General features: G+C 61.7%; 12 protein-coding genes and 2 pseudogenes. 3 read left to right on the top strand and 11 right to left on the bottom strand.

Annotated elements, in window-relative coordinates; all coding sequences use genetic code 11:
- Window positions 1–52 precede the first annotated feature (52 nt).
- The 8 genes and pseudogenes from tnpC to D2V17_RS09280 form a co-directional block, all read right to left on the bottom strand.
- Entirely contained in the window at window positions 53–1,693 is a 1,641-nt protein-coding gene (gene tnpC, locus D2V17_RS09245; RefSeq protein ID WP_119592683.1) for an IS66 family transposase, read from the bottom strand.
- Window positions 1,694–1,753: 60 nt separating this feature from the next.
- Window positions 1,754–2,095, bottom strand: a complete 342-nt coding sequence (gene tnpB / locus D2V17_RS09250) for an IS66 family insertion sequence element accessory protein TnpB (protein WP_119592682.1) — start codon at window positions 2,093–2,095, stop codon at window positions 1,754–1,756.
- Window positions 2,092–2,469 carry an IS66-like element accessory protein TnpA gene (gene tnpA / locus D2V17_RS09255; RefSeq protein ID WP_066843951.1) on the bottom strand — a complete coding sequence of 126 codons (378 nt, stop codon included), beginning with the start codon at window positions 2,467–2,469 and terminating at the stop codon, window positions 2,092–2,094. The genes tnpB and tnpA overlap by 4 nt, the downstream gene beginning before the upstream one ends.
- A gap of 53 nt (window positions 2,470–2,522) precedes the next feature.
- Window positions 2,523–2,966 (bottom strand): annotated as a pseudogene (locus D2V17_RS09260) (transposase); the annotation flags it as partial.
- Between the two features lie 40 nt (window positions 2,967–3,006).
- Window positions 3,007–4,230 (bottom strand): IS256 family transposase, encoded by a 1,224-nt coding sequence (locus tag D2V17_RS09265; RefSeq protein WP_119592706.1) that lies wholly within the window; start codon window positions 4,228–4,230, stop codon window positions 3,007–3,009.
- A 58-nt stretch (window positions 4,231–4,288) separates the two neighbouring features.
- Window positions 4,289–4,935: pseudogene (locus D2V17_RS09270) on the bottom strand (transposase); the annotation flags it as partial.
- Window positions 4,936–4,979: 44 nt separating this feature from the next.
- The gene (locus D2V17_RS21315; RefSeq protein ID WP_191229138.1) at window positions 4,980–5,417 is read right to left on the bottom strand and encodes a hypothetical protein; all 438 of its coding nucleotides are present in this window, start codon (window positions 5,415–5,417) and stop codon (window positions 4,980–4,982) included.
- A 120-nt stretch (window positions 5,418–5,537) separates the two neighbouring features.
- A complete protein-coding gene (locus D2V17_RS09280; protein ID WP_199504850.1) occupies window positions 5,538–6,230 on the bottom strand; it encodes a hypothetical protein in 693 nt (230 codons plus the stop codon).
- Between the two features lie 144 nt (window positions 6,231–6,374).
- Between D2V17_RS09280 and D2V17_RS09285 the strand changes: the two genes are divergently transcribed.
- The gene (locus D2V17_RS09285; RefSeq protein WP_220474094.1) at window positions 6,375–7,100 is read left to right on the top strand and encodes a hypothetical protein; all 726 of its coding nucleotides are present in this window, start codon (window positions 6,375–6,377) and stop codon (window positions 7,098–7,100) included.
- Window positions 7,097–8,209 (top strand): hypothetical protein, encoded by a 1,113-nt coding sequence (locus tag D2V17_RS09290; protein WP_119592709.1) that lies wholly within the window; start codon window positions 7,097–7,099, stop codon window positions 8,207–8,209. Before D2V17_RS09285 ends, D2V17_RS09290 begins: the two co-directional genes overlap by 4 nt.
- Window positions 8,210–8,236: 27 nt before the next feature.
- Here the strand turns inward: D2V17_RS09290 and D2V17_RS09295 are convergent, their stop codons facing one another.
- A complete protein-coding gene (locus D2V17_RS09295; protein WP_245978644.1) occupies window positions 8,237–8,737 on the bottom strand; it encodes a hypothetical protein in 501 nt (166 codons plus the stop codon).
- A gap of 429 nt (window positions 8,738–9,166) precedes the next feature.
- Here D2V17_RS09295 and D2V17_RS09300 point away from each other — a divergent pair, with 429 nt between their 5' ends.
- The gene (locus D2V17_RS09300; RefSeq protein ID WP_119592710.1) at window positions 9,167–10,129 is read left to right on the top strand and encodes a JmjC domain-containing protein; all 963 of its coding nucleotides are present in this window, start codon (window positions 9,167–9,169) and stop codon (window positions 10,127–10,129) included.
- A gap of 21 nt (window positions 10,130–10,150) precedes the next feature.
- Here D2V17_RS09300 and D2V17_RS09305 read toward each other — a convergent pair whose 3' ends face one another.
- Both D2V17_RS09305 and D2V17_RS09310 read right to left on the bottom strand, forming a co-directional pair.
- Window positions 10,151–11,368, bottom strand: a complete 1,218-nt coding sequence (locus D2V17_RS09305) for an aminopeptidase (RefSeq protein ID WP_220474095.1) — start codon at window positions 11,366–11,368, stop codon at window positions 10,151–10,153.
- Window positions 11,365–24,966 carry a non-ribosomal peptide synthetase gene (locus D2V17_RS09310; protein ID WP_119592712.1) on the bottom strand — a complete coding sequence of 4,534 codons (13,602 nt, stop codon included), beginning with the start codon at window positions 24,964–24,966 and terminating at the stop codon, window positions 11,365–11,367. Before D2V17_RS09310 ends, D2V17_RS09305 begins: the two co-directional genes overlap by 4 nt.
- Between the last annotated feature and the right edge of the window lie 6 nt (window positions 24,967–24,972).

Genomic DNA, 24,972 nt, shown 5'->3' on the forward strand with positions numbered 1-24,972 from the left:
GTATCCGTCCGGTGAAGGCCGCAGCGTGATGCCGACCGGAGTGTAGGTCGGGTTACGCGGCGATCGCGTTCGGACGGGGCGCCCAGTTCCAGGGCAGGAGTTCGTCGAGCCGGGTGGCAGGATGATCGGCGATGCGTGCGAGGACATCAGCAAGCCATGCCTGCGGATCGACGTCGCCCAGCTTCGCGGTCTGGATCAGGGTGTAGATGATGGCGGCGCGTTGCCCGCCACGATCGGATCCGCAGAACAGCCATGCCTTGCGGCCAAGCGGGATGCAGCGCAGCGCGCGCTCGGCGGCGTTGTTGGTGAGGCAGATGCGGCCATCGTCGAGGAAGCGGGTGAACGCATCCCAGCGCTTCAGCATGTAGAAGCAGGCCTTGGTGAGGTCATGACCGCGCGATAGCTTGGCGACCTGCGCGGTAAGCCAGGTGTGGAGCTCGGCCATCAGCGGCGCGCTGAGTTCCTGACGGACTGCGAGCCGCTCGGCAGGACTCTTGCCGTTGATGCCGCGCTCGATGTCGAACAGGGCGTCGAGACGCTGCACGGCTTCGAGCGCGATCGGATAGATGCTGCCGCGCTGGCCGCGGCTCTTCTTGCGGGCTGAGCTCAGGACATCGGCGAGCTCGAAGAACTTGCGCCTCGCATGAGCAAAGCAGCCCGCTTCCAGCACGGGACCGGGGGCGCGGTCCCCGCGATAGAGATCGTTGTAGCCACTATAGGCATCGGCCTGCAGGATGCCGGACCATGCCGCGAGATGGGCTTGCGGGTGCTCGCCGCGCCGATCGCGCGAATAGTGGAACAGGGCAGCTGGAGGATCGGTGCCTGCAAAGGGACGATCATCGCGTACGTAAACCCATAATCGCGCCGTATCGGTCTTGCCCTTCGCCATGACCGGCACGGTGGTATCGTCACCGTGGATCCGGTTTGCAGCCAGAACATGCGTCTCGATGAGCTTGTAGATCGGAATCAGCGCATGGGCAGCTGCCCCGACCTGATCGGCAAGAGTCGAGAGGCTGAGCGGCACGCCTTCGCGGGCAAACCGCTCGGCCTGGCGGTTGAGGGGCTGGTGCTGTCCATACTTCTCGAACAGGAGCATCGCGAGGAAGCTGGGTCCGGCCCATCCGCGGGGCACCACATGGAAGGGCGCGGGGGCCTGCGCGATCTTCTCGCAGTCGCGGCACGAGAACTTCTCGCGCACCGTCTGGATCACCTTCCACGAGCGCGGGATCACCTCGAGTGTCTCGGTGACGTCCTCGCCGAGCTTCGAGAGCCGATCCCCACCGCATGCCGGGCAGGAACAGGGCGCAGGCACCACGACGCGCTCGCGCGGCAGATGCTCGGGGAACGGCTTCCTTGCCGGGCGCTTGCGCTCGAAGGCGGTGACCGTGGCGGTCTTGGCCGCCGCTCCCTCGGCGATCAGGTCGTCTTCGGCGGCATCAGCCTCGAGCTCTTCGAGCTGCAGCTCCATCTGGTCGAGCAGACGGCGGCTGCGTTCGGCGCTGGGGCCATACTGCTCGCGCTTGAGCTTGGCGATCTGCAGCTTGAGGTGAGCGATCAGCGCCTCGATGGCGCTCTGGTGGGCCATGGCGTTGGCAAGCTTGGCCTCTGCCTCATCGGCCTTGCGGGCCATCGCCGCCACCAGCGCCTTGAGCGCTTCAACGTCGTCCGGAAGGGGCGAAATGGCGGCTTCCATAGACCGGAGTGAATCATCATCCACCCTCTGCTGCAAGGGCAAAACACCGCCTCGCGCCGATTATCCGGCGCTCTGTGGCCGCCATGTATACTGCGGGTTGCGCCAGTCGATCCCCTCCAGCAGGCAGGCCAGCTGCGAGGGGGTCAGCGACACCGTTCCCTCAGTCGCTGAGGGCCATACGAACCGGCCCTTCTCTAGCCGCTTGGCGTAGAGCGACATGCCGATCCCGTCGTGCCAGATGATCTTGATCAGCGAGCCTGCGCGGCCACGGAACACGAACAGATCGCCGCCGTGCGGATTACGCTTGAGACCCTGCTGCACCAGCAGCGCCAGGCCCTGCATGCCCTTGCGCATATCCGTGTGGCCGAGCGCGATCCACACCCGCGCGCCCGAAGGGATCATCGCAGCCCCTTCAGCGCCGCAGCGACCAGGGCCGGCGGTGCCGCCGCGAAAATGCTCAGCCGCTTGCCGCGCGGCAGGTCGATGATCATCGCGGGGTGCTCGGCAGCGCCGGCCGCCATCACATCTTCGTCGATCACCGCTTCGGCGAACACCGGCGTCGGAAGTGCCTCGGGCAGCTCTGCTTCCCGCTCCACGCCTGCATCGAGCAACTTGCGCCGCCAGGTGTAGATCAGCGCCGAAGAAATATCGTGCCGTCGGCACACCTGGGCAACGCACGCGCCCGGCGCGAAAGCCTCGGACAGGATCTGCAGCCGCTCCTCATCGCTCCACCGCCGCCGCCGCTCCGGCCCCGAAAACACCGTCACCTGACCCATCGACCACTCCTAAGCGCGCTCACAAGAGCACGCTTAAGAGCGCTCGATACCTATCCACGCAAGGCGGCCCTCGCCGGAGGGGTACTGTATTCAACCAGTTCGCCCGCGATATAACTGGGACCATTATCCGACAGCAGCCTGGGCTTGTGCAGCACCGTGGCGCTGTCGCAGCCGGAAGCCGCAAGAGCGAGGTCCAGCGTGTCGGTCACGTCCTCGGCCCGCATATTGGTGCAAAGCTTCCAGGCGATGATGTAGCGCGAGAAGTCGTCGAGCACGGTCGACAGATACATCCAGCCCCAACCGATGATCTTGAAGTAGGTAAAGTCGGTCTGCCACATCTCGTTCGGCCGGGTGGTCTTGGTGTGGAACTGATCGGCGGCCTTGATCACGACATAGGCCGGGCTGGTGATCAGATCGTGGGCCTTGAGCAGGCGGTAAACCGTGGCTTCGGACACGAAGTAGCGCTTCTCGTCAGTGAAGCGCACGGCTAGCTCGCGGGACTGTCAGGATTTCCGTGTGTGGGCGGGCGGTTGATCATCAGGCGGCCATGGCTCTGATGAAGCGTTCGCCGAAGATGACTGCAAATTGTGCCTTTGCCATCGTCCATTCACGAGGCGGCATCTTCCACTCTTTTTCCGACCTGTTCAAGATCAGATAGAGCAGCTTGGTTGCTGCGTCGTCGCTGGGGAAATGTCCTCTTGTCCTGACAGCCCTGCGCAGCTTCGAGTTCAACGCCTCGATCGCGTTCGTGGTGTAGATGATCCTGCGGACGTCGTCGGGAAAGGCAAAGAACGGAATGACCTCAGCCCAGGCGCGACGCCAGCTCTGGCCAATAGCCGGGTAACGCTGGCCCCAGGGACCGGCCTCGAATTCGGTGAGTGCCACCTGTGCAGCATCAGCGCTGGGCGCGCGGTAAATCTCCTTGAGCGCCGTTGCCAGGCCTTTGCGGTCCTTCCAGGATACGAAGTCCATGGAATTGCGGAGTAAATGGACGATGCATGTTTGAACGACGGCCTCGGGAAACACGGCTGTGATCGCATCTGGAAAGCCTTTGAGGCCATCGACGACAGCGAGCAGGATATCCTCTGTGCCACGGTTGCGCAGTTCGTTCATGACCCGCAACCAGAACTTGGCACCCTCGTTTTGCTCAAGCCACAGTCCGAGCACCTCCTTGGCACCATCGGCGCGAACGCCAAGGGCGATATGGATCGCTTTATTGCGGACCATGCCTTCGTCTCGGATTTTTACCCGGATCGCATCGAAAAAGACCAGCGGATAGATCGCATCGAGCGGGCGTTGCTGCCAGACGGCGACTTCATCGAGCACCGCGTCCGTCACCGTGCTGATGAGATCGGGCGACACATCGATGCCGTACAGATCCTGCAGATGCCCGGTAATCTCCCGGGTGCTCATGCCCCGCGCATACATCGAAACAATCTTCTCATCGAAGCCCGGAAAGCGGCGCTGATACTTGGCTATCAACTGCGGGTCGAAGCTGGACTGGCGGTCGCGCGGGACATCAATCTCCAGCTTGCCGGCCTCGGTCATTACGGTCTTCCGGCCATAGCCGTTGCGCGTGTTGCCGGCGCCTTCGCCTGTCGCAAGATGGTGATCCATCTCCGCGTTTAACGCGCGCTCCGTGAGCGCCTTCTTCAGCGAATCCAGCAAGCCACCTTGTTCAAATGCGGCACTGGCAGCGCCTCCGGCCAAAAGCTGGTCGAGAAGCGCATTGGGAATAACGGGTTCTTTGCGTCGTGACATAGTGGGTCTCCTTGTTGCCCATTATGCCCGCCCACACACGGAAATCCTGACAGTCCCCTAGCTCGCGCGGGGACAGCTCACTGTGATCCAGCGCCATCTCGACGATCTGGTCCTGGATGTCCTCGCCGATGCGGTTCCACACCCGGCTCGGTGCCGATGGCCGATCCTCCAGCGCTTCCGGCCCGCCTTGGAGGTAGCGGTCATACCAGCGATAGAACGTCCGGCGGGCGATGCCGAGCTGGTCCAGCGTGCGCTTGGCGGACAGGTGCGACTGCTCGACGATGCTGATGATCTCCAGCTTCTCGGATGCAGGATACCTCATTCGTCGTCGCCCCCATCCGCGAGAATGCTTTTTTTGAGCAGACGGTTCTCGAGCGTCAGGTCGGCGACGCACTCCTTCAGCGCGCCGGTCTCCCGGCGCAGATCCTTCACCTCATCTGTGGTCGCGGCACGGGCAGTATCGCCGGCCAAGCGCCGCTTGCCCGCTTCCATGAACTCCTTCGACCAGGTGTAATAGAGGCTCTGGGCGATGCCTTCCTTGCGGCACAGCTCGGCAATGCTGTCATCGCCGCGCAGTCCATCGAGCACAATGCGGATCTTGTCCTCGGCCGAGAAGTGCCGCCGGGTGGCCCGGCGGATGTCCTTCACCACCGCTTCCGCAGAGGCCTTGGTGCGCGATTTTGCATTGGAGGATTTGGGTCTCATCTTCGTTCCTTCGTCACTACGACGAGACCCAAATCCTCCTTAAATCACAACCTCAAATCTGTGCCATTGGTGCTGACGGGGAACAGGCGGGTGAGCAGATCGAGGTCGTTGTCCAGCCGACGCCTTTCCGCGCTATCGAAGGCAATCTTGATCTTGGAGAGCAACTTCTCAAGCGCTTCGCTGTTGACCGTACCTTCGCGGCGTCCAGCATCGACCACGGACTGAAGTGCAGCAACCTCAGAAGAACTCGGCCTTGCATAGGCACGTCCCGGGCTGTCCTTAATCCGAAATCGCTTGATCCGGCCGTCGATTGTTTCTTCGAGATCGAAATGAATCAGAATGACGTTTCGCAAGCGTTCGACTGTTCGCCGGTTGACCTCAAGCAAGGACGCCATTTCGTCGAGAGTCAAACCTTCGATGCTCTGCGTAAGCGCGTGCACAAGCTTCAATGTGCGATCGAGATTACTGAGGCGCTTGGTCATCACGGAACATTGCTAACTGCCTGATCGGTAGGAGCAAGTCAGTTCGACATCGATCCACACATTATATGACCATTTTTGTCGCAAAATTGCACAAGATGACTCAGAGCAGTCTGACCGAATTCAGCCTTCTGGCCGTAGTATGTCTTGTAATTGTCCCGTTGCGCCACCCATGCGCAACCTGCGCGCTGCAAGTTGATCCCGCAGTGGTTTAGCCAGCCTATCAAGTTGAAGGCGAGCGCCTTTACCAACGGCGATAAGATCACCGATCAAATTCGAAATCGCACGCTCGCGCTCAGGTGGTTCCAAGAGCGCGACCAATTCGATCGTTTCGCGCACCACCCCGGGAACCTGACGACGAATGAAGACGGTATAATCGATTACCTCCACATCAAGCACCTTGGCGCTCGCGCTGGCGCACATGAATTGAGCGCAGGCCTCGCGCGCAGCATCCAGTTGTGCGCATGGGGCGAGACGCATCGCTTCATCCCACGCTTTGCTAAGCGCCTTGTCTGCAAAGGATACTTTGCGTCCTTTGCGTCTCTTTAACGTGGAATCCCTCTTGGCGACTGCCTGGAAATCTTTGCAACTTGATAGGTCATTCCCGCCTTGCCTTACCTTCCGTGCGGACTGCGCGGCGCGCATCCGGCTGATGAAGTAGAAAGTCGGGATTAGAGCGAGCACAAAGGCGACGGTGCCATTTCCAACACCGCTATCCAGCTCGGATGAGCTAAATATCCCGATAGCGAGAGCGAAGGTAAAAGCCACCCCAACCGTCAGCACCGCTCTTACGATGAGTTCCAGCAATGCGGCCAAGAGCCCAACAGTGAGCACTAGGAGCACAGCCAGTAAGCAAAAGCTAACGACATTTATCATCACACGGCATCCCTTCCGTGCTCCCATCCAGTGCTCCTACGTCAGAAATGGTCGCACCGACAGCCGTCCAGCGAATTTTGATTGGTGTTCAGCAAACATTTCCGCAATCTAGCACTTGAGAAGGGGGAATTGATGGATCTCGATTTGCTGGAAAGACGCCAGGCTACCCTGGCGTGGCGCGACGACTTAATCATGGCAATCTGGGGCATCGTCAATCGTGCTGGATTGGAAGCCAAGCGCGGGGTGGAAGAGCGCCTTGCGGAGGCCGGGATTGTTGAGACGCTCTGGGATCCTGCCAGTTTTACTCGCGACAGGGTCGACGTTGTAATGCGCGAAATAATCGTCAGCGAGCTTGAGAAGCTGTTCGGGGGCGCTGCTGAACAGTTGCGTACGATCAACCCCGGATACAACGCGCTCGCAGATGCGCTGCTGGAAAGCCTGAGCGTGCTCCAAATGCCATCGCTTGAACCCGAGGTCCAAGGTGAACCCAAAGTGGATGCACCTAAGGGATCCGTTACAACCTCCACCGGCAGACTAGCCACAATGATGGAAACTATCTCCAACCAGGATCTCGTGAAGAGTGCGAAGGAATGGGGCAGCTGGGCGCTTTCAGTGGTCGGGGAGGCAAGTGAAGCCGCGAGTCAGAAATTGCAGAGCGGCGCGGGTCTCCATGATCGTCTCCGCCGTTCCGCACAGGCACGAATCGAGACGGCGTGGATGGCTCCAGCAGGCGATCCACCTCCACTGATGGGACAACTTATTGCAGTGGTGGAAAGCGTAGGCAACGAGGCGCGGAGCATGGCCCTATGAGCGATGTCGGAGGACTGTTCGTCGCATCACTCGATGCAGCAACGGGGATCAAGGCCGGGAAGCTCAGGATCGTAGGTTCCGTCGTCCGCCATGCTGCTGGCCCGCTCAAGGGCAAGATTCATTCATATCTTCAGGAGACCGGAGCCGCCGGAGCTTTGCTTGAGTCTGTGTCGGGAGCTGGCAGCACATTTGCCAAAACGAGCATGACGACCGGCAACCCGATCGCCGGAGCTGCGGTCGCTGGCACACAGTTGGCAAGCTCGCTCGGCGGAAATGTCCAGAATGAGATTATTCGGCGCGGAGTTAAAAGGGTCGAGAGTAAGGTCGACGCCCTGGCAAGTGGCATGCAGACGCTGGAAAACCTCGGCGTTGCCAATTTGGCGCTCAGCGCAACGGGAATAGGTGTGTCGCTGGTCGGGTTCGGGATCATGAATGCACGCCTGTCGCGGGTCGAGCAAACTCTGGCTGCGCTTACAGAAAGTACAGACCGGATACTCGCTGCGGTGGAGCGCATTCGACAGGATCAGCTGGCCAGTGAATTCTCGGCATTGCGATCTCAGGTCAGGCTGTTTGAGGAAGCCTGGCTAATGTCGAACCAGGAGCGCGCTACCCAGGTCTGGCTTGACGTCGCACAGGCGACGCGGCCGCATCAGGACAGGTTTGAGGGACGCGCGCGGGAATTGCTCTTCGCCATGCCGCCCGAATTTGATCTGGCGGATCCCATTGTCGATGCACTCGCACTAGCTGGAGGCCTGCGGGTTGCCTGTCTAATGGCGTGCAACGAAAGCGAGGCAGCAAGCTCGGCGGCAAGTGAGAATGCGCGCCAAATCGAGGGGTTGACCGGAACCGTAGGTAAGGTCGATCTGGTGATGGCACGAATTCCATCTTCCATCGACCGGGCTTCGCTGGAATGGGCGGGCGCCCTCGCCGCTGCTGTCGACGAAGCGGCACCTATCGCCCAGCGCTGGCGCCAGCGCGAAGCAATCGCTGCTACCCGCGCGGCGCCGCTTGCCCAACTTAAGCGCGACGGCGTTACTCCGCGAGAGTGGTTGAAGGCAGCGCGAGAGGAGCAGAATGAGCCGATTCTACTCCTGAAAGCTGCGGAGTGAATTCGGCCGCAATGGCAACGTGTAGGCTCAGTCCACCACCGGATAGTTCGGCATCGGCCATTCATGCTGGGGATTGTCCATCATTAGATCGACGAAGATCGGTAGAAGGCAGCCAAGGAGCGACGCTCCGTCCCTCACTTGGTCGCGGTTGACATCGCTGTTCCAGGTCGCGCCGCCGTGCACCAGCTGATTTCGCAGGACGTAGAGCCGATCGAACAGGATCGACAGGATCCGCACCGTATCGTGTTCGCGCAAGGCGTGATTGATGGCTATGCGACCGCGCTCGAGTTTGTGCTCCCAGTCCTCGTAACCTGAAACACCGTTCTGATGCTGCCAGAAGGGATGGTAGACATAGCGATTGTCGAGAAGGAGGCGGATCTCCTGACTGAACCGCTGCCAAACCGCGTCGTAGACGCGGTGACGCCCATCGAACTTTACCAATGTCGAGAAAAACGATTGGAAGAGTCCACGCTCGCCTTCGGGCGCTGAGCTGCTGGAGGAGGGGTCTAAAGATGTACGATATCCCATTGATTTACCTATGTTTGCTCTTTATTCACCCTCGAAATACCCCCACCACTACCTCCATCGATCGCCTATACACGACGAGCCGGTTATAGCCTGCGTCAAGGCGATCCTAAATGGTCCGCCTCTCCGAAACGAGGCTCGACCTAATTCGATTCTAACCAACGTATGAGTAGCCGAAATCACCTCGTTTGTAGAGAACGATCATGCTACGGTTTCGGGCATGCCAGTCAGGCTGGGACAGCGATCGCTCCTGAAGTGAAATCTGAAGGTCACGTCACCAACCTCTGCTCCAAATTCGTTGAATCCAAATCTGTTGAGATGGTTCGATCCTTGCTGTGGTAGTCTAGGCTTTCTCCCATCGATGGAGCTTGGATCTTCTATTACCGGCGAAAATTGTTCGCTCAATGAAATCTCTTAAGATAGAGTTTTACAATGAATACCGACCAGAAACCTTTGAATTACGGGGACCAAATCAAACTTCTCCGGATTATTGGGGATAAAGCAATCGATCATTTTAATGAGGAGGTACGTGAGACTAATTGGTCGCATTACCCCGGTGCATTCTCTCAATATGACATTTCAAACCTATTTTATACATCTGATCAACTCGAATATGATGTTGGTTCCGCTAGGATTAGGCCGGAATCGATTGACGTTTTCACCAATGGCCGGTTGGTCCGCTTTGGCGATCTCCAGCACAAGACGGGCCGTTCGCAACTAGCGGTACTCATTGACCAGCTTCGTCAGGGGGCAATGGTTCGCGTCCGGGACCTTCAGAACGCAAGTCAGTCGATTGAACATACAGTGCGCCAACTCGAGCAGCTTTTCCTAGCCAAGTGCCAAGTGAACCTATACTTGGCCCCGATGGGTGGTGCGGGTTTCCCTGCTCATTTCGACATCACCGATGGATTTGTCGTCCAGTGCGGTGGCACGAAAGATTGGACGATCTTCGAAGATTACACCGATCAGACGCGCCTACCTCCCGCAGATACCCCTTGGGAACCGAAGCGTTACAAGCCTCTAGGCTCGGGGAAAAGCTTGGTGATGCAACTCGGCGATGTTCTTTACCTTCCACGCGGCGTCATGCACGCTGCCCGATGCACAGATGAGCACTCGCTGCATCTCACGATCAGCTTGGAAAGCCTCACCTATTCTGACGTGCTGCAGTCGGAGGTCCGTCGTCTTGCTCACGATATTCCGGCTATGCGACGCCGAGTTCCATGGTCGTGGGACGGCAAGGATGAGCAGCTGACCGAAGCGCTGCGCGATCAAATGCGCACGCTCGCCGATCGGGTTGAGGTGGGCCCCGCCCTTGAAACGACACGGCGAACGCTCGGGCGAAGCCAGGACTTCGCGCCCGGCACGCTCAGTCAGGCTTTGACGCGACCGAGCTGAGGAGGCCCCTCGGTCGGCCGGTCAATCCAAAACGAAATCGCCGGCCCGCATGATCGCTCGCCGCTCGCCGCTCTTCAGAACGCCGTCTACATCCATCGCGTCATGGCCGATCATGCAGTCGATGTGCAGGGCGCTGGTGTTCGCGCCGGCGATGTTAGGGTCGCGCCCGGCTTCGATGCAGGCGGAGTATGACTGGCCGAAGGCGATGTGGTTAGCGGCGTTCTCGTCGAGGAGCGTATTGTAGAAAAGCACCTCCTTGCGTGCTACCGGCGAGTTGCACGGCACCAAGCCAACTTCGCCCAGCCGCCTTGCGCCCTCATCTCCGGAAAGCAGCCCCTCCAGCATCTCCCGGCCTTCCCGCGCCTCGACATGCTCAGCGACCCCGTTGCGGAAGGTCACGACCAGGCCGTCTACGACGATCCCCCCCAGGGCGATCGGACGCGAGGCCGCCAACCTGCCTTCGACCTGGTCACGATGTGGGCAGGTGAAGACTTCCTCAGTTGGGAAGTTGCAGACCGGAAGCGCGCCGTTGGCGGCTCGAGATCGACCACCCACCCATTGATGGCCCTCGGCCAGTCCGACTCTCAGATCCGTGCCGCCGCCGAAGAAATGGAGCGCGCTGAGGTCAAGGGCTTGAAGACCTTGGCATCGCGTTTCCAAAACCGCCAGATGGTCACGCCAGGCGGCGATGGGATCGGCGGACTTAACGCGCACGACATCGAAAACATCATCCCAAAGTCTCGCAGTCGCCTTGGCGATCGGCAGCGCCGGATAGACCATTCGCGCCCAGCTCTGGGTTACGAAGGGGACAGCGCACCAATTCACGCGCAGATCCGCGGTGAAAGCGCCCTCTGCAGCAGAGGCTGCCGCCATGGCTGCGTGCATGCGACCGATCCGCTCGGGCGCGACACCCGTCAGCAGATCCGGATAGGGGCCGTAGACAAAAAGCCTTGCCGCACCACCTTCATAGGCTTTGACAACACCATCGGAGAGCCAGCCGGGAGCGCGGTCCAACGCCTCGTCTGCGCCATGATCGAAACGCGCGCGGATCAGGGAGGGGTCCTCGTATAGGCAAGTTACGAGCGGCGCTCCGGCCCGATAGGCGGCTCGGGCGACCTGGCCCACGAATGGCTGGGCTTCAATGGGGGCAGACACGATCAACTCCTGTCCTTCGCGCAAATCAAGGCCGGCCGTCACACAAAGGGCTGCAAAACGTGCCTGCAGATCATCGATAGTCACAGTCTTCCCCGAATCTGCCTGACCGCCGCCGACGACAGCATATGATGATGCTCCGCGTCCACCTGTATGACCCGCAGCGTGCCGCTTAAGGAGCGCCATGCCTCCGCATCGGCGAAGGATCGATCAAGACCGGGCGTGACTCGGGTCGCCTCGAACAGGATCACCTCGCCGTCGAACCGATCCAAGCGCGCCTCCCATAAAAGATGGGCATTGTTGGTTACGACGCGGGCCATGGCCTGCAACTGCTCGACCGAAAAACTCCCAAACACATGCCCCTGTGCCTTGGCCAGAGCGAGCAACTGTCCGGCATCGCGCGGTGCGGTCGTCGTCCTGAGATCGGCGCCATGCGCGATTTCACTCCAAACGTCGCCGGGTTCCGTGGGCGATGTATCGGGGACCGGGGGGAAGGCGTCGAAGAGCAACACCCGCTCGACCGCTTCTCCCACGGCGCGCAGGCGCGTGGCGATCGCATGGGCAACGCTCCCGCCAAACGACCAGCCGGCCAAGTGATAAGGACCGGCCGGCTGGATCGAACGGATCGCCGCCAAGCTGATGTCGACCACGTCCAGAAAGGAGGTCGCCAAAGGCGCGTCAGTCAGGAATCCGCGCGACTGGATGCCGTAGAGCGGCTGATCGGAATCGAGAATTGCTAGCAGATTCGTATAGGGCCAGCACAGGCCGGTTCCTGGATGCAGACAAAAGAGTGGTGCGCGTGCGCCTTCAGATCGAATAGGAAGGATAACATCGAAGGCGGCGCCAGGCTCGGCCACTACGCCGATCCGCTTCGCCATTTCGGCGATCACCGGATGACTGAAGATGGTATCGATCGACAGATCGCGACCTAGCTTCGCGCTGACCTGCACGGCCAATTGCGCGGCGAGCAGCGAATGGCCGCCGAGATCGAAGAAATTATCGGTCGGGACAACTTCCTCTATCCCGAGGATATCCGCGACGATAGCGCAAAGCGCCCGTTCTTCCGGCGCACTCGCGCGTGGAGCAACATCGGCGCGGAGTATATGCTGAGGTTTCGCAGACAAGGCCGTGAAGTCGACCTTGCCATTGGGCGTGAGCGGCATTTCCCTTACGACACGCCACAGGCCTGGGATCATATAGTGCGGCAGAGCCTTCGCGAGCTCGCTTCTGACTGCTTCGATGTCAGGCATGACCGGACCCGATGGAACCAACCAAGCCATGAGCTGAGCCCTTTTGGCGTCGTCTCTGACGCGTACCGCGGCCTGAGCGACATCGGACCGGGCACATAATGCAGATTCGATTTCACCCAGCTCGATGCGGAAGCCTCGCAATTTGACCTGACCGTCTTGACGACCGTGGAACATCAACTGGTCGTTGTCGTTCCAGCAGGCGCGATCACCCGTGCGATACAGGCGCTGTCCATCCTCAAAAGGATTGGCGATGAGACGCGTGGCTGTGAGCGCCGGGCACGCGTGATAACCATGCGCGAGACCCGTTCCGGCGATGTAGAGATCGCCGATCACTCCTTTCGGACATGGCCGAAGCCGCTCATCCAGTACGTAGGTCCGGACATTCGCGATCGGCGTGCCGATGGGCGGCTGGCACGTTCCGTCCAGCGCCGGGCTCATGGTGGCGAAGACCGTGGTTTCGGTCGGGCCATAGCCGTTGTGGACTGCGCAAGCGCGCGCCCATGCTCCCGCTGCTTGAGGCGAGCAGATTTCGCCGCCCAGGATGAGCTTTCGGACCGACAGTCCTGTACCGTCACCATTAAAGGGAAGCAGACGCGCAAAGGCGCTTGGCGTTTGATTGAGAATCGTCACCTGCTCATCTGTCAGTAGCGCAAGGAAAACCTCGGGCGCTCGCGACTTCTCCTGCGGCACGACAACCAGCCGCCCCCCCCGCAGTAACGGCCCCCAAATCTCCCAAACCGAAAAGTCGAAGGCGTAAGAATGGAACCACGTCCAGACATCGGTTTCAGTGAAGTCGAATCGATCGGCGGCAGCCATCAGGTGCATCAGATTGGCATGACTGTTGACGACTGCCTTCGGCTGACCAGTGCTGCCCGACGTGTAAATGAGATAGGCTGGGTGCTGCGGCAAGAGCGGAGTGCAGCGGTCGGTCGCGCTTGGAGGTCGCGGCGATCGTTGCGCAAGATCCGATAGCGTTTCGGGGGCATCGACGGCGATGGCCGTACTGACCCGCGAAGGCGCGAGCGTCGCCGCCAGGTCACTCGTCGTGACGATGACTGCGGGTCGTGTCTGCTCGAACGCGAAATCTCTGCGTAAGTCCGGAAGGTCGTGCTCGATCGGAAGATAGGCGCCTCCCGCCTTCAGAACGGCGAGGATAGTCACAATCGAGCCCGTGCCGCGGGGTAACTGAATGGCCACCACATCGCCGGGGCCCACCCCCTCGGCAATCAGGCGCCAGGCCAGCCTGTTGGCTTGCTCGTCAAGCTCGCGGTAGCTCAGCGTCGTCCCCATGTGGGTCACTGCCCCATGTTCGGGGAAGCGGGCGACGGTCGCCTCGAACAAGTCGACCACCGTACCGGCGGCGACCGTTGCGACGGTCTCGTTGTTGGCCTGCGTCAGTCTAACTTTTTCTCCGGGCAAGAACGGGTCGAGCTCCGCCACATCGGCCTGCCGATTAGCCAGCATGGATTTGAGGAGCAGCTCCAACCGCGACAGCAGTTCAGCCCCGCCTGCGGAAGCCAAGGTACCGCACAGATGGAGCTTGAAGGATAGCGCCGGTCCGGGCTGAACAATCAGGCTCAACGGGTAGTGCGTACCACTGCTTCCCGAGACCGAGGCGAGCGGCAGTCCTCCGTCGCGGCCGTGTTCGCCTTCGCTAGGGAAATTCTCAAAGGTGAACAGCGTGTCGAACAACGCCCCACCCGCTAGCAAGCTGATCTCAGAAAGCGATAGGTGCTGATAGGGGATCATCGATCCCTGTTCGCGCTGCTGCCGACGCAGGAAATCACCCACGGGCTCGTCCTTTGACAATTTGACGCGAACCGGCGTGGTCGTGATGAGCATGCCGACAATGCGCTCGACGTTCGGCACGGCCGCGTGGCGGCCCGCACTGACAACGCCCAGACAAAAGTCTTCGCGGCCCGAAAGGCGCGCCAGCAGCAGCGCCCAAGCGCCTTGCACCACTGTCGCAAGGGTGACGCCCTCGCCTATCGCCAGCGCTTCCAGCTGTGCTGTCATGGTGCACGACAGACTGAGTTCGCTCTCCGACACGCCGTGCTGCATGGCCGCCTTGTCGCCGATCAGCGGGGCGCTGTCCAAGCCGTCGAGATAGGCGTGCCAGGCGTCACATGCTTCCTCTTCATTCTGCGCCCGAAGCCAGCCTAGATAGGAATTGAATCGGGCCGGATGCGGCAACATGGCCCCGTCACCATCATGGCGATAGAGAGCGTCCAACTCCTGCAGCAAGAGTGCCCCGGACCATCCATCGACAACCATATGATGCATGGTAAGCAAGAGCTGGTCGCACGTGCCATCCCCCTCGATCAACGAGGCGCGGATGAGCGATCCGTCGAAGAGATCGAAACCGCACATGCGATCCTCGGTCGCTATCCGTTCCAGACTTTCGGATGTGCCATCGTGTAGTACAACCCTCTTCAATGGCAGGGAAACCTGCGAGGGAACAAGTTGCACCGCGCGACCCTGTCGATCATGGGCTAGTCGCGCGGTCAGGCCGGGATGCCGTTTGACAAGTGCATTAAGCGCGCGTTGGAGCCTGCCCGGATCAAGCGGCCCATCGAGATCGAGACGAAGCTGCACGAGATAGGGGTCCTGCTGCCCGGCTGTCCGCTGCGAATGGAACAGCAAGCCGGCCTGCATCGCTGTGAGCGGCCATATGTCATCCAATTCAGGAACGATCGCGGCGAACTCATCGATCTGGACCTGATCATACGACACGAGATCGAAATCGCTGGGCGAAGGCCCGCCGGCCCCGGGTGTCGCTGAGTGACAGACCAGGGCCTGAAGCGCGGCGATCCATGCATCGGCAAGCGCGTGGATTGCATCCTCGTCGATCACTCTGGGTGCATATTGCCAAGTCGCGTCCAGCCGGGGCCCCTCGGGCGTTTCATGCACCGCGCAATTCAGGCTGATCAAATAATCCAACGGCCTGTCTTGCTCGGCTCCAGCGAAGACCGCGGCGTAGCTGTCGGCAGGGGCAAACTGTGCTCTGCGCGGACGACCGAAACGGCCAAGATAGTTGAAGGCGATTTGCGGATCGGCACTGCCGCCCAGCGCGGTTCGTCCTTCATCGTCGAGATGCCTGAGCAAGCCATAGCCGACGCCGGCATGAGGCAGCGTGCGCAGCTGCTCCTTGATCCGCTTGAGCGCCTGCCCCGCGTCGCTTCCGCCTGCCATGGCTTCAGTCAGATCGATATCTCCGGCATCAAGATGCACCGGGAAGACGCTGGTGAACCATCCGACGGTTCGGGTCAGGTCAGTCGCTGCGTCCAGCGGTTCCCGACCATGCCCTTCCAGGTCCAGCGTCAATGCTGGCCGGCCGCCTCTGCCAGCGCGCTCGCTCCAGGCGGCGACCGCCAGCACCAAGGCTGTCAACAACACATCATTGATGCGCGCACGGAACGCAGATGGAACGCGGGTGAGCAAGTCGCTGGTCATCGCGCTTTGCAGAGAACGATTGATGTAGCCGGCATCTCCCAACAGGTCCTGCTTTGGATCCAGACGGTCGGAAGTGAACGTAAGCCCCGCTTTCGCTACCATCCCCTGCCAGTAAGGCAGCTCGTTCCGATGGCTGGAGATGGCTGCATCCTGCGCCAGCGACCACTGGCGGAAGCTCGTCGTCTTCCGACCGAGGTTGATCCGCCCACCATTCTCGGCCTGTGCGTATGCGCGGGCGAGATCTTCGGCAAGGATGCGCCAGGACGCCCCGTCAACCGCGAAATGGTGGATCACGATCAGAAGATGGCCAAGCTGAGATGGTCCTGCGTCGGCCCATACCGCCTCCACCATCCTTCCGGATGAAGGGTCGAGACGCGCAATGGCGTCGGTATAAGCAGACTTCAGAGCGGCATCGCGCTCGGCGACCGTATTCCCCGCCGTCATAAGCCGTCGCAGCGACACAGGTGCCCCTAGGTTCGGCGCAGGAATGGACATTTCCCCAACCCCATTGACCGTCAGGCGTAGCGCGTCGTGGTGCGCGATGATCGCCGCTAAGGCGCGCTCCAGAGCATCAATATTCAATCTGGCGGGAGTGAACAGCACACTGGCCTGGTGGAAGCTGCGCCAGTGCTCGCTGCGGTCAGTGGTGCGGTGTATTATAGGCGTGGCGGCAACATGTCCTTCCGCCACATCCTCCTGCTCAGCCTCCTGTGATCCGAAGCGAGCATTTGCGGCGAGATCCCGCAGCACCGGGTGCAGGAAGACATCGCGGGGAGAAAGCAGCAATCCTTGCTCCCGGGCGAGACTGACCAATCGGATCGAACTGATGCTGTCGCCACCCAGATGAAAAAAGTTGCCGTCGAGATCGACCGCATCGAGCGACAGAAGCTCGGCAACGATCGCACATAGGACGCGTTCGCGGGCATTCCGGGCCGCTTGCACTGGCCGGGATCCCCGCCGAACCATGCCGCGCAATGCCTGCCGGTTGAGTTTGCCTGACGCGGTCATCGGCAAGGCGTCGATCAGCACGATGTCCTGCGGAATGAACGGCGCGGCAAGCTTGGATTCGAGCGCTTCGCGAATGTTTCGCGCTATGCGTTGACCAAGTGCGCTATCCAGCGGACTTCTAACCGGCGGACGGACCTCTATGCTCGCGGCGCTACCCGGCATTTGTACGGGGCGGTCGTCGCCTGAGCGGAATAGGACATCGAGGCTGGCGCCCGCATGTCCAGCCGCCAGACTGATATCGACCCGATATCCAAGGGTCTCCCCTAGGCGCCGCAAATCATTGGGTTCGACGCCTGGCGAAAGCAGTGCCATCTCGCCGTCGAGCAAACAGGTAGCATCGCAAAAGGATGCGATCGTCAGAGCGTTCGGCACAGCACGCAGCGCGAAGGCCTGCGGCTGCGTGGTCAAGCACTCCTGGATGGACGCGATACTAGCCGAGCCGCCGTCAACCCATTCGAAAGCCGAGGCGTCGATGGGATCCCCGTCGGTGCGGATCAAGACATCGTACCGGAATTGGTTCAGTTCGCCGGGAAATTCGCCCGCTTTCGGCAACACGTCGATCTGCGTGATCTGCGAAAACCGGTCCCGCAATGTCATGAAGAAGACTGGATCGAGGAGCAGCTCCCGCTCCTGTTCGGCCTTTCGCCGCACGAGCTCCCGCAGTTCCGTTGCGTCCATGTCGGGAGAGCCGCGGTGCCGCTCGACGGACAGATTAAAGGCGTTCTGCAATCCCTTGTGACGGATATCGCCCAAGAAAATCGTTCCGCCCGGCTCGAGCGACGTCTCGATCAATTGCGAGATGATTTCGATCAGGTAGGTCTCATCGGCAAAATATTGCACGACGGACGCCAGAATGATCGTGTCGAACCTGCCCAGAGCCAGCTGTTCGATCTCGTGCGCAGCCGCGCACTGGAATACCGCTTGGGCAAGTCCGGGCATGCGATCCATCAAGGCGGCATTCGCTTGCAGCGATCGCAAATGCGCGATGCGCCGCCTGGAGATGTCGATGCCGACGTAGGATCCAGTCATGCCGAGCAACGGGAAGGTAATCAGTCCGGCACCACACCCGATTTCCAACACCCTACGAGGCGCGAGGTCTTTGATGCGGGCGACGACGCTCTCGACATAGTCTCGCATTTCCGCATTCGACAGCGGCTCGCCCGTATAGGCGCTGTTCCAGCCGCGCGTGTCGAAGGTCGGATCGGCGATGTTGCCCGACACCACCCCATCGTCCTCAATCTCACGCCACGCATCGACATGTTCGATCGCGCACGCCCGGCGCAGGTCCTCAATGATAGTGCCATGATGCACAGGCAACACATATGCCGTCAGGGTCAGGCGGCCGTCGACGTTCGGTGCAGCATCTACTGCGACCTGGTCGACCAGCGGCATCGCCGCGATTGCGGCCGCCACCTCGTCAGGTTCGACACGTACTCCGCGAATTTTTACCTGGTCATCGGCTCGACCATGGAAATCCAGTTGACCGTCAGCTCGCCACGCCGCCAGGTCGCCGGTGCGGTACATGCGAGCGCCGGAAGCCCGGGTAAAAGGATCCGCCACGAACCGCAGCGCCGTGAGCGCCGGCTGCGCGAAATAGCCTTGAGCAAGTGCATCGCCCCCGATGTACAACTCTCCAATCGTTCCCGATTGGCAAGGGCGCAGGGAACTATCGAGGACATAAACGCGCATGCCGGTAATGGCACGACCGATCGGGACATCGCCATCGCTCGTGAGCTGAGCGCTCATTGTCGCGCAAACGGTCGCTTCCGTCGGGCCATAGGCATTGAACAGGCGGACTCGCGTGCTCCACTCAGCGACTAGATCGGCAGGACACGCTTCACCGGCGACGATGATCGCCTGCAAGGCCCGCCCGGCTTGCGGGGGCAGAGTCTGCAACGCGGTCGGCGTGAAGGTGGCATGGGTGATAGCGGCGCTATCAAGCAATCGGGCCAGATCGTCGCCAGCGCGCTCGTGAGCGCCCGCGATCACCAGGGTGGCTCCGCGCGTAACGGTCATCGCCAGTTCCGAAACCGATGCGTCGAAGGCGCAGGACGCCAGTTGCACCACACGATCGCCCGGCCCGATCCCAAGCCGATCCGCCTGAAAGGTCGCCAGGCTCGGCAGTCCGCGATGCGGCACCAGCACACCCTTGGGCCGACCGGTGCTGCCTGAGGTGTGGATAAGATAGGCCGGATGATCGCTCTGTAATGGACGCGTGCGGTCTTCGTTCCAGGGCGCGACCTCTGATTCGTCTGCGATCTCGGACGAAACGATCGCATCGTCCAATATGAGCCGCGTGAGATGGGCTGGCAACCGAGGCGACAGGTCGCTCGTCGTCAGTGTGAGCTTGGGCGTTGCATCTGCCAGCAACTGCGCCAGGCGTTCCGGTGGATGCTCCGGATCCAGTGGCATGAAGGCCGCGCCGGCTTTCATTACCGCCAGCACCGTGCGCACCATGAGCTCGGATCGGGCGAACTGTGTTGCAACGATATCGCCCGGTCCGATACCCATCCCGATCAGGTGCCAGGCCAGCCGGTTGGCTTCGGCGTCGAGCGTTGCGTAATCGATACTTCGGTCGCCATCGATGATCGCCGCCATGGCAGGCATCGAGGCCACTTGACTCTCGAACAGCGAGGCCAAGGAAACGGTCGGAAGCGAAGTGGGCGGCGGCAGCCCGTCCAGCAACCTCGCGCGTTCGACAGCGGGCAGCACGTCGAGACGAGCGATCGGTTGCAGCGGCGCGCGCGTGACCTGTTCCAGCAATCGCACGAAGGCATCGGCGTAGCGCCGGACGTCCCCCGCGGACAACAGATCGGCGTTGTAGTGAAACCGCAGGCCCAACTTCGGCCCCGGTAGGACCGCGACGCTCAGCGGATAATGATTGCTGTTATGGCCGCTGACGTCCGTCAGTGGCAGGTCGTCCGGGGACTGCGCAGGCGGCGGAGGTTCGACCGGATAGTTTTCGTAGGTGAATAGCGTGTCGAACAGACTTTCTACGCCCAGATGCTTGTGGATATCGATCAACGAGAGATGCTGATGCGGCATGAGGTTCGCCGCATCGCGCTGGAGTTCTTGGAGCAGATCCAGGGTGGTGCGGCCTCCCCGCAGGGACAGGCGCACGGGCGTCGTCGCGATGACAGCGCCCAGCATGTCCTCGATTCCCGTAACCGGCGCTTGCCGTCCGGAGCTTACCACGCCGAAACAAACGTCGGTACGATTGAGTAGCAAGCCCAGGGTCAAGCCCCACACGCCTTGCAGCACGCTTGCCAAGGTAAGGCTGTGCTCGCGCGCCATCTCTTTCAACCGCGTGGACAGCGTGCGGCTCATCAACCGTTCCTGCATGGCCTGATGGGCGGGAGCAGTCCGGTCAGCATCGGGCACCACCAGTGTCGGCTCGGCCAGCCCGTCAAGGTAGCGCCCCCAAGCCTCGCGTGCCGCATCACGATCCTGGCCGGCATGCCAGGCCAGATAGGCTCGGAAGTCCGCCGGCGGCGGGAGGGCGCCGACCGCGCCGTCGGCCCGATAAAGCGCGACAAGATCGCGGAAGAAAATGGTCGTCGCCCAGCCATCGCCGAGCAAATGATGCTGACTCAGCAACAGCTGGCTTCGGCCAGGCGCAAGCTTCAGCAACGTCGCACGCATTAGAGGCGCAGTCTCAAGCGCGATGCGCTCTGCGCGATCGACGCGCGCCAAGGCGTCGACCTGGTTGGCCTGCGGTTCCGGCGCCATATGGGTCAGATCGATTTCGCGCCACGCCAGGGCGCAATCGCGCATGACAAGTTGCACTGGTCGCTTGTCGTCATCCTCGTGGAAGGACACGCGCAGACTGCGATGCCGTTCCAGCAGGGCCTGGAAGCTGCGCCGCAGCCGCCCGGCGTCGAGCGCACCCTCGAACGTCAGGATGAGTTGGACGAGATAGGGGTCTTCGCCGTCCGCGGCTGCGCCGCCATAGGCCGCATGGAACCAGATGCCCTGTTGCAACGGTGTGAGTGGCCAGAAGTCCTCGGCGCCGGGGTGGGCTTGCTGGAGATCCGCGAGCTTTTGCGCCGAATAGAAGGCTGTTTCGATGTCTTCCGATGCATCCGCTGGCGTGGATCGCTCGGCGATCTGGCGGATGACTGGATGGAGAAACACATCGCGGGCAGCCAGGCTGAACCCGGCGTTGCGTGCCGCATTGACCAGGCGGATCGCGATGATGCTGTCGCCGCCGAGATGGAAGAAGTTGTCCTGCGGGCCGACACGCTCTAACCCGAGCAGGCTCGCGACTTGATCGCAGAACCACATCTCGGCTGGTGTCTGCGGCGCAGCTTCGCCGGCCAAAGCGGTCGGTCGCCAGGCCATCAGCGCCTTGCGATCAAGCTTGCCGTTTCCGGTGAGCGGCAACGCATCAAGCCGGACCAGCGCCGTCGGCGTCATATAGTCCGGCAGCCGATCTTCCAACCATGCGCGCAGATCGGACTCCGAGCAGGCGCCGCCCACATAATATCCGACCAACTGACGCCGGCTGCTCTCGGCGACGAGCAAGACGGCCGCAGCCTCTACAGCAGGGTGGCGCTGCATCTGCGCCTCGATCTCGCCGAGTTCGATTCGGAAGCCTCGCAGCTTGACCTGGTTATCCTGCCTGCCAAGGAATTCGATCTCGCCGTCCGGTCGATACCGCCCAAGATCGCCGGTATCGTACAGGCGCTCGCCAGTGGTGGGATGACGCACGAAACGGGATGCAGTTTCTTCCGGATTACGCCAATAGCCCTCGGCGAGACCAGCTCCGGCGATGAACAATCGGCCCGGGGTGTGAACCGGACAGGGCGACAGATCTGGCTTCAAGACATGGAACTGCTGGTTAGCCAGAGGCCGACCATAGGGAATAGATATCCAGCCGGGCTGGATATGCACGATGGGGTGGAGAATCGACCAGATCGCCGCTTCGGTTGCGCCACCGAGGCTGATGAGCTGGCAGTCCTCGGCGAGCGCAGTTCGCAATCGCGGCGGCAATGCAAGCGGAATCCAGTCACCGCTGAGCAACACTAGCCGTAGGCTTGCCAAATGAACCTGCGGTGCCGGAATTGCCGCCAGCATGAGTTCGGCCACCATCGGCACTGAATTCCACACGGTAACGTCATGCACCCGGATCAGATCGGCCCATACCGCCGGATCCTGCGCGCCCTCCACAGGGGGAATAACGATCGCGCCACCCGCACCGAGAACACCAAAAATGTCGAAGATGGAAAGATCGAATTCGAAGGACGAAACCCATAGCACCCGATCGCGTTCAGTGATGCGGAAACGCCGACCGAGATCGGCCAGGGTGTTGACCGCGGCGCGATGGGCAATGGCAACTCCCTTGGGCGCGCCAGTGCTACCGGAGGTGTAGATGACGTAGGCCAATGCCTCCGGCGACAGTGCTTCTGCCGCCAGAGGCGGTGGAGGCACGGCCGGATCGGCTTCAGGTGCATCGAGCAGCGTGACCGCTTTTTGCCAGGCCCGACCGCGCTCGATGCGCGCCTGCGTGATGGCCACTCGGACGCCCGCCTGATCGATGATTCCGGCGATGCGTCGGTCGGGCTGGCCGGCGCTGATCGGCAGGAACGCCCTCCCGGACAAAAGCACGGCGAGCGCTGCCACGACTTGTTCCGGCCCCTTTTCCATGACGATCGCCACCAGCGTATCGTCCGATCGCAAAACGGCCAGCAATCGGTGGGCCAACGCCGTGGCCCGCATTAGCAGCGAGCCGTGGGTGACGGTTCCGTCTGCGGCGATCAGGGCCGGCTCCGCAGCATAACGCGCGGCCGCACCTAGCATTCCGGCATGCAGCAGGTCTGTGCTCGCCTCCGTCCGGGTCGCGTTGGTGGCGGCGAAAAGGGCCAGTTGCTCGGGCGGCGTCAGTACTGCGTCCAGTGCCTCCCACGCCTCCGGCTCGGCCAGGCATTCCAGTCGTTGGATGTAAGCGGCGAACATGTCGTCGAGCAGACCGGGCGGGAACAGCCCCTCGGGCGCATCCCAGTCAATCCCTAGCCCCACTCCCTCGGCGACATCTTCCTCAAAGACCTTGCAGTCGAGCCATGTCTGCGGCGTTTGCGTGATGGCGTGTGCGACCGTGACACCCTCGGGCAGAGTCACGTCCGTTTCGCCGATGACGCTGGTGAACACCACTGGCAACAGGCCGGCCTCGGGGTCACCGGCCGCCTGCGCCTTGAGCCGCTGCACCTCCACGCCACCGAAAGCCAGGTGATCGAGATCAGCAGCCATCTGCCGACCTTGAGCCGAAGCGCGCTCGCGGAATGATCCTCGGCGCGCACCCCGGATCTCGAGCGGGAGCAGTGTCGTGAAAACGCCCAGCACGCCGTCGAATCCGTCGGGACGGTTGCCGACGGTCAGGTTCAGCGTGAAATCGTCTTCGCTGGCCCAGGTCGCGACGACCTCGGCATAGGCTGTGAGAAGCAGGTTTGTCGGCGTAAGGCCGGCATCGGCAGCGTATCGCTTCAACCGGCTCCAGACCGTCGGTGAAAGGCGAGCAGCGCGGCGACCGAAGCGGGGATCCCTGAGCTGCGAAGGCGCTACTGCGAGAGGCAGTGCCGGCGCTGGCGGCAATGTCTCGATCCGGCTGCGCCAATAGGCTTCGGCACGCATATGGGCCGTGTGGTTCCGGTCTTGGGCGACAACGTAGTCTCGGAATGTCAAGGCCGGCGCTGGCGTAAGCGGCTGGCCGGCATGGACCGCAAAGACTTCGGCAAGGAGCAGGTTGATGCTTTCACCATCCAGAATGAGTGCATCGAAGCTCATATGGATGCGCCAATCCTCATCGGCGACCCGCGTTACTCTCACTTCGAACAAGGGCGCCCGGTCGAGCGGCAACAATTGATGGGACATTTTCCGGCGGATTTGGGCCACTTCCGTCTCGGCCTGAGATGGCGACAGATGGCTGACGTCAATTGGCTTGATCGCGAACCGAATCTCGCCATCCAGGACGCGCTGGACGCCGTCGGTATCGATCACTTCCCGTAGCACCGGATGGCGGTCAATCGCTTGACGCCATCCGCTGGCGAACCGTGCGGAATCGAACCGGGTCGCGCGCAGCTCGACGTAGGCGTGACAGGCTACCTCTCCGAGTGCGACGAGCTGTTGGCGGCCCAGCCAATAGGCTTGTTGCACCGGCGTCAGCGCAAACGGCTGGAGCAGGCCATCGGGGTCTGGAGTTGCGGCTACCGGGTTGCTGGTTTGCGGTGTCTTTGCGATGGCGTTGGCGAGATTCTGGAGAACGGGATGCTCGAACACCATGCGGACGGAGACATCTCGGTCGAGGCGCTCGCGCAGGCGGGCGACCAGGCGCACCGCCAGCAGTGAGTGACCGCCGAGATGGAAGAAGTTGTCCTCCATCCCGACCCGGGGGGCACCGACCAGCTCGGCGACGATCGCACAGAGTGTCACCTCGTCGGGCGTGGCCGGCGCCACGTGCGCGGCCACGACCACTGCCGGCTCGGGCAGCGCCGTCCGGTCCAGTTTGCCATTGACCGTCAGCGGCAGGCGATCCAGCGCGACCAGCGCGGCGGGCACCATGTAGCCCGGCAACCGCCCGGCGAGGCGGGTCCGCAGCACTGTCACGTCTATGTCCGTGCCTGGGGCCACCACTACATAGCCGACGAGGCGCGCATCAGCGTCCGTGCCGCGTACCACCACTGCGGCCTGCGCCACCTCGGGCTGGTCGAGCAGCGCCGCCTCGATCTCCGCCGGCTCGATGCGGAAGCCGCGCAGCTTCACCTGATTGTCGGCGCGACCGTGATAGACGAGCTGGCCATCCGACCGCCAGGCGCCTCGGTCGCCGGTCCGATAGAGCCGCTCTCCGTCCCCGAACGGGCTCGCCACGAAGCGCGACGCGGTCAGCCCGGGCCGGCCGTGATATCCGCGCGCCAGCCCGGCGCCCGACACATAGAGCTCCCCCACCACACCAGGCGGGCACAGATCAAGCCCGGAATCCAATATGTA

This window comes from Aurantiacibacter xanthus (genome assembly GCF_003584015.1).
Taxonomy (GTDB): domain Bacteria; phylum Pseudomonadota; class Alphaproteobacteria; order Sphingomonadales; family Sphingomonadaceae; genus Alteraurantiacibacter; species Alteraurantiacibacter xanthus.

Excerpts from the sequence above, each read along its gene's own strand:
- tnpC (WP_119592683.1), bottom strand. The coding sequence starts at position 1,693 with ATGGAAGCCGCCATTTCGCCCCTTCCGGACGACGTTGAAGCGCTCAAG.
- tnpB (WP_119592682.1), bottom strand. The coding sequence starts at position 2,095 with ATGATCCCTTCGGGCGCGCGGGTGTGGATCGCGCTCGGCCACACGGAT.
- tnpA (WP_066843951.1), bottom strand. The coding sequence starts at position 2,469 with ATGGGTCAGGTGACGGTGTTTTCGGGGCCGGAGCGGCGGCGGCGGTGG.
- D2V17_RS09265 (WP_119592706.1), bottom strand. The coding sequence starts at position 4,230 with ATGTCACGACGCAAAGAACCCGTTATTCCCAATGCGCTTCTCGACCAG.
- D2V17_RS21315 (WP_191229138.1), bottom strand. The coding sequence starts at position 5,417 with ATGACCAAGCGCCTCAGTAATCTCGATCGCACATTGAAGCTTGTGCAC.
- D2V17_RS09290 (WP_119592709.1), top strand. The coding sequence starts at position 7,097 with ATGAGCGATGTCGGAGGACTGTTCGTCGCATCACTCGATGCAGCAACG.
- D2V17_RS09295 (WP_245978644.1), bottom strand. The coding sequence starts at position 8,737 with ATGGGATATCGTACATCTTTAGACCCCTCCTCCAGCAGCTCAGCGCCC.
- D2V17_RS09300 (WP_119592710.1), top strand. The coding sequence starts at position 9,167 with ATGAATACCGACCAGAAACCTTTGAATTACGGGGACCAAATCAAACTT.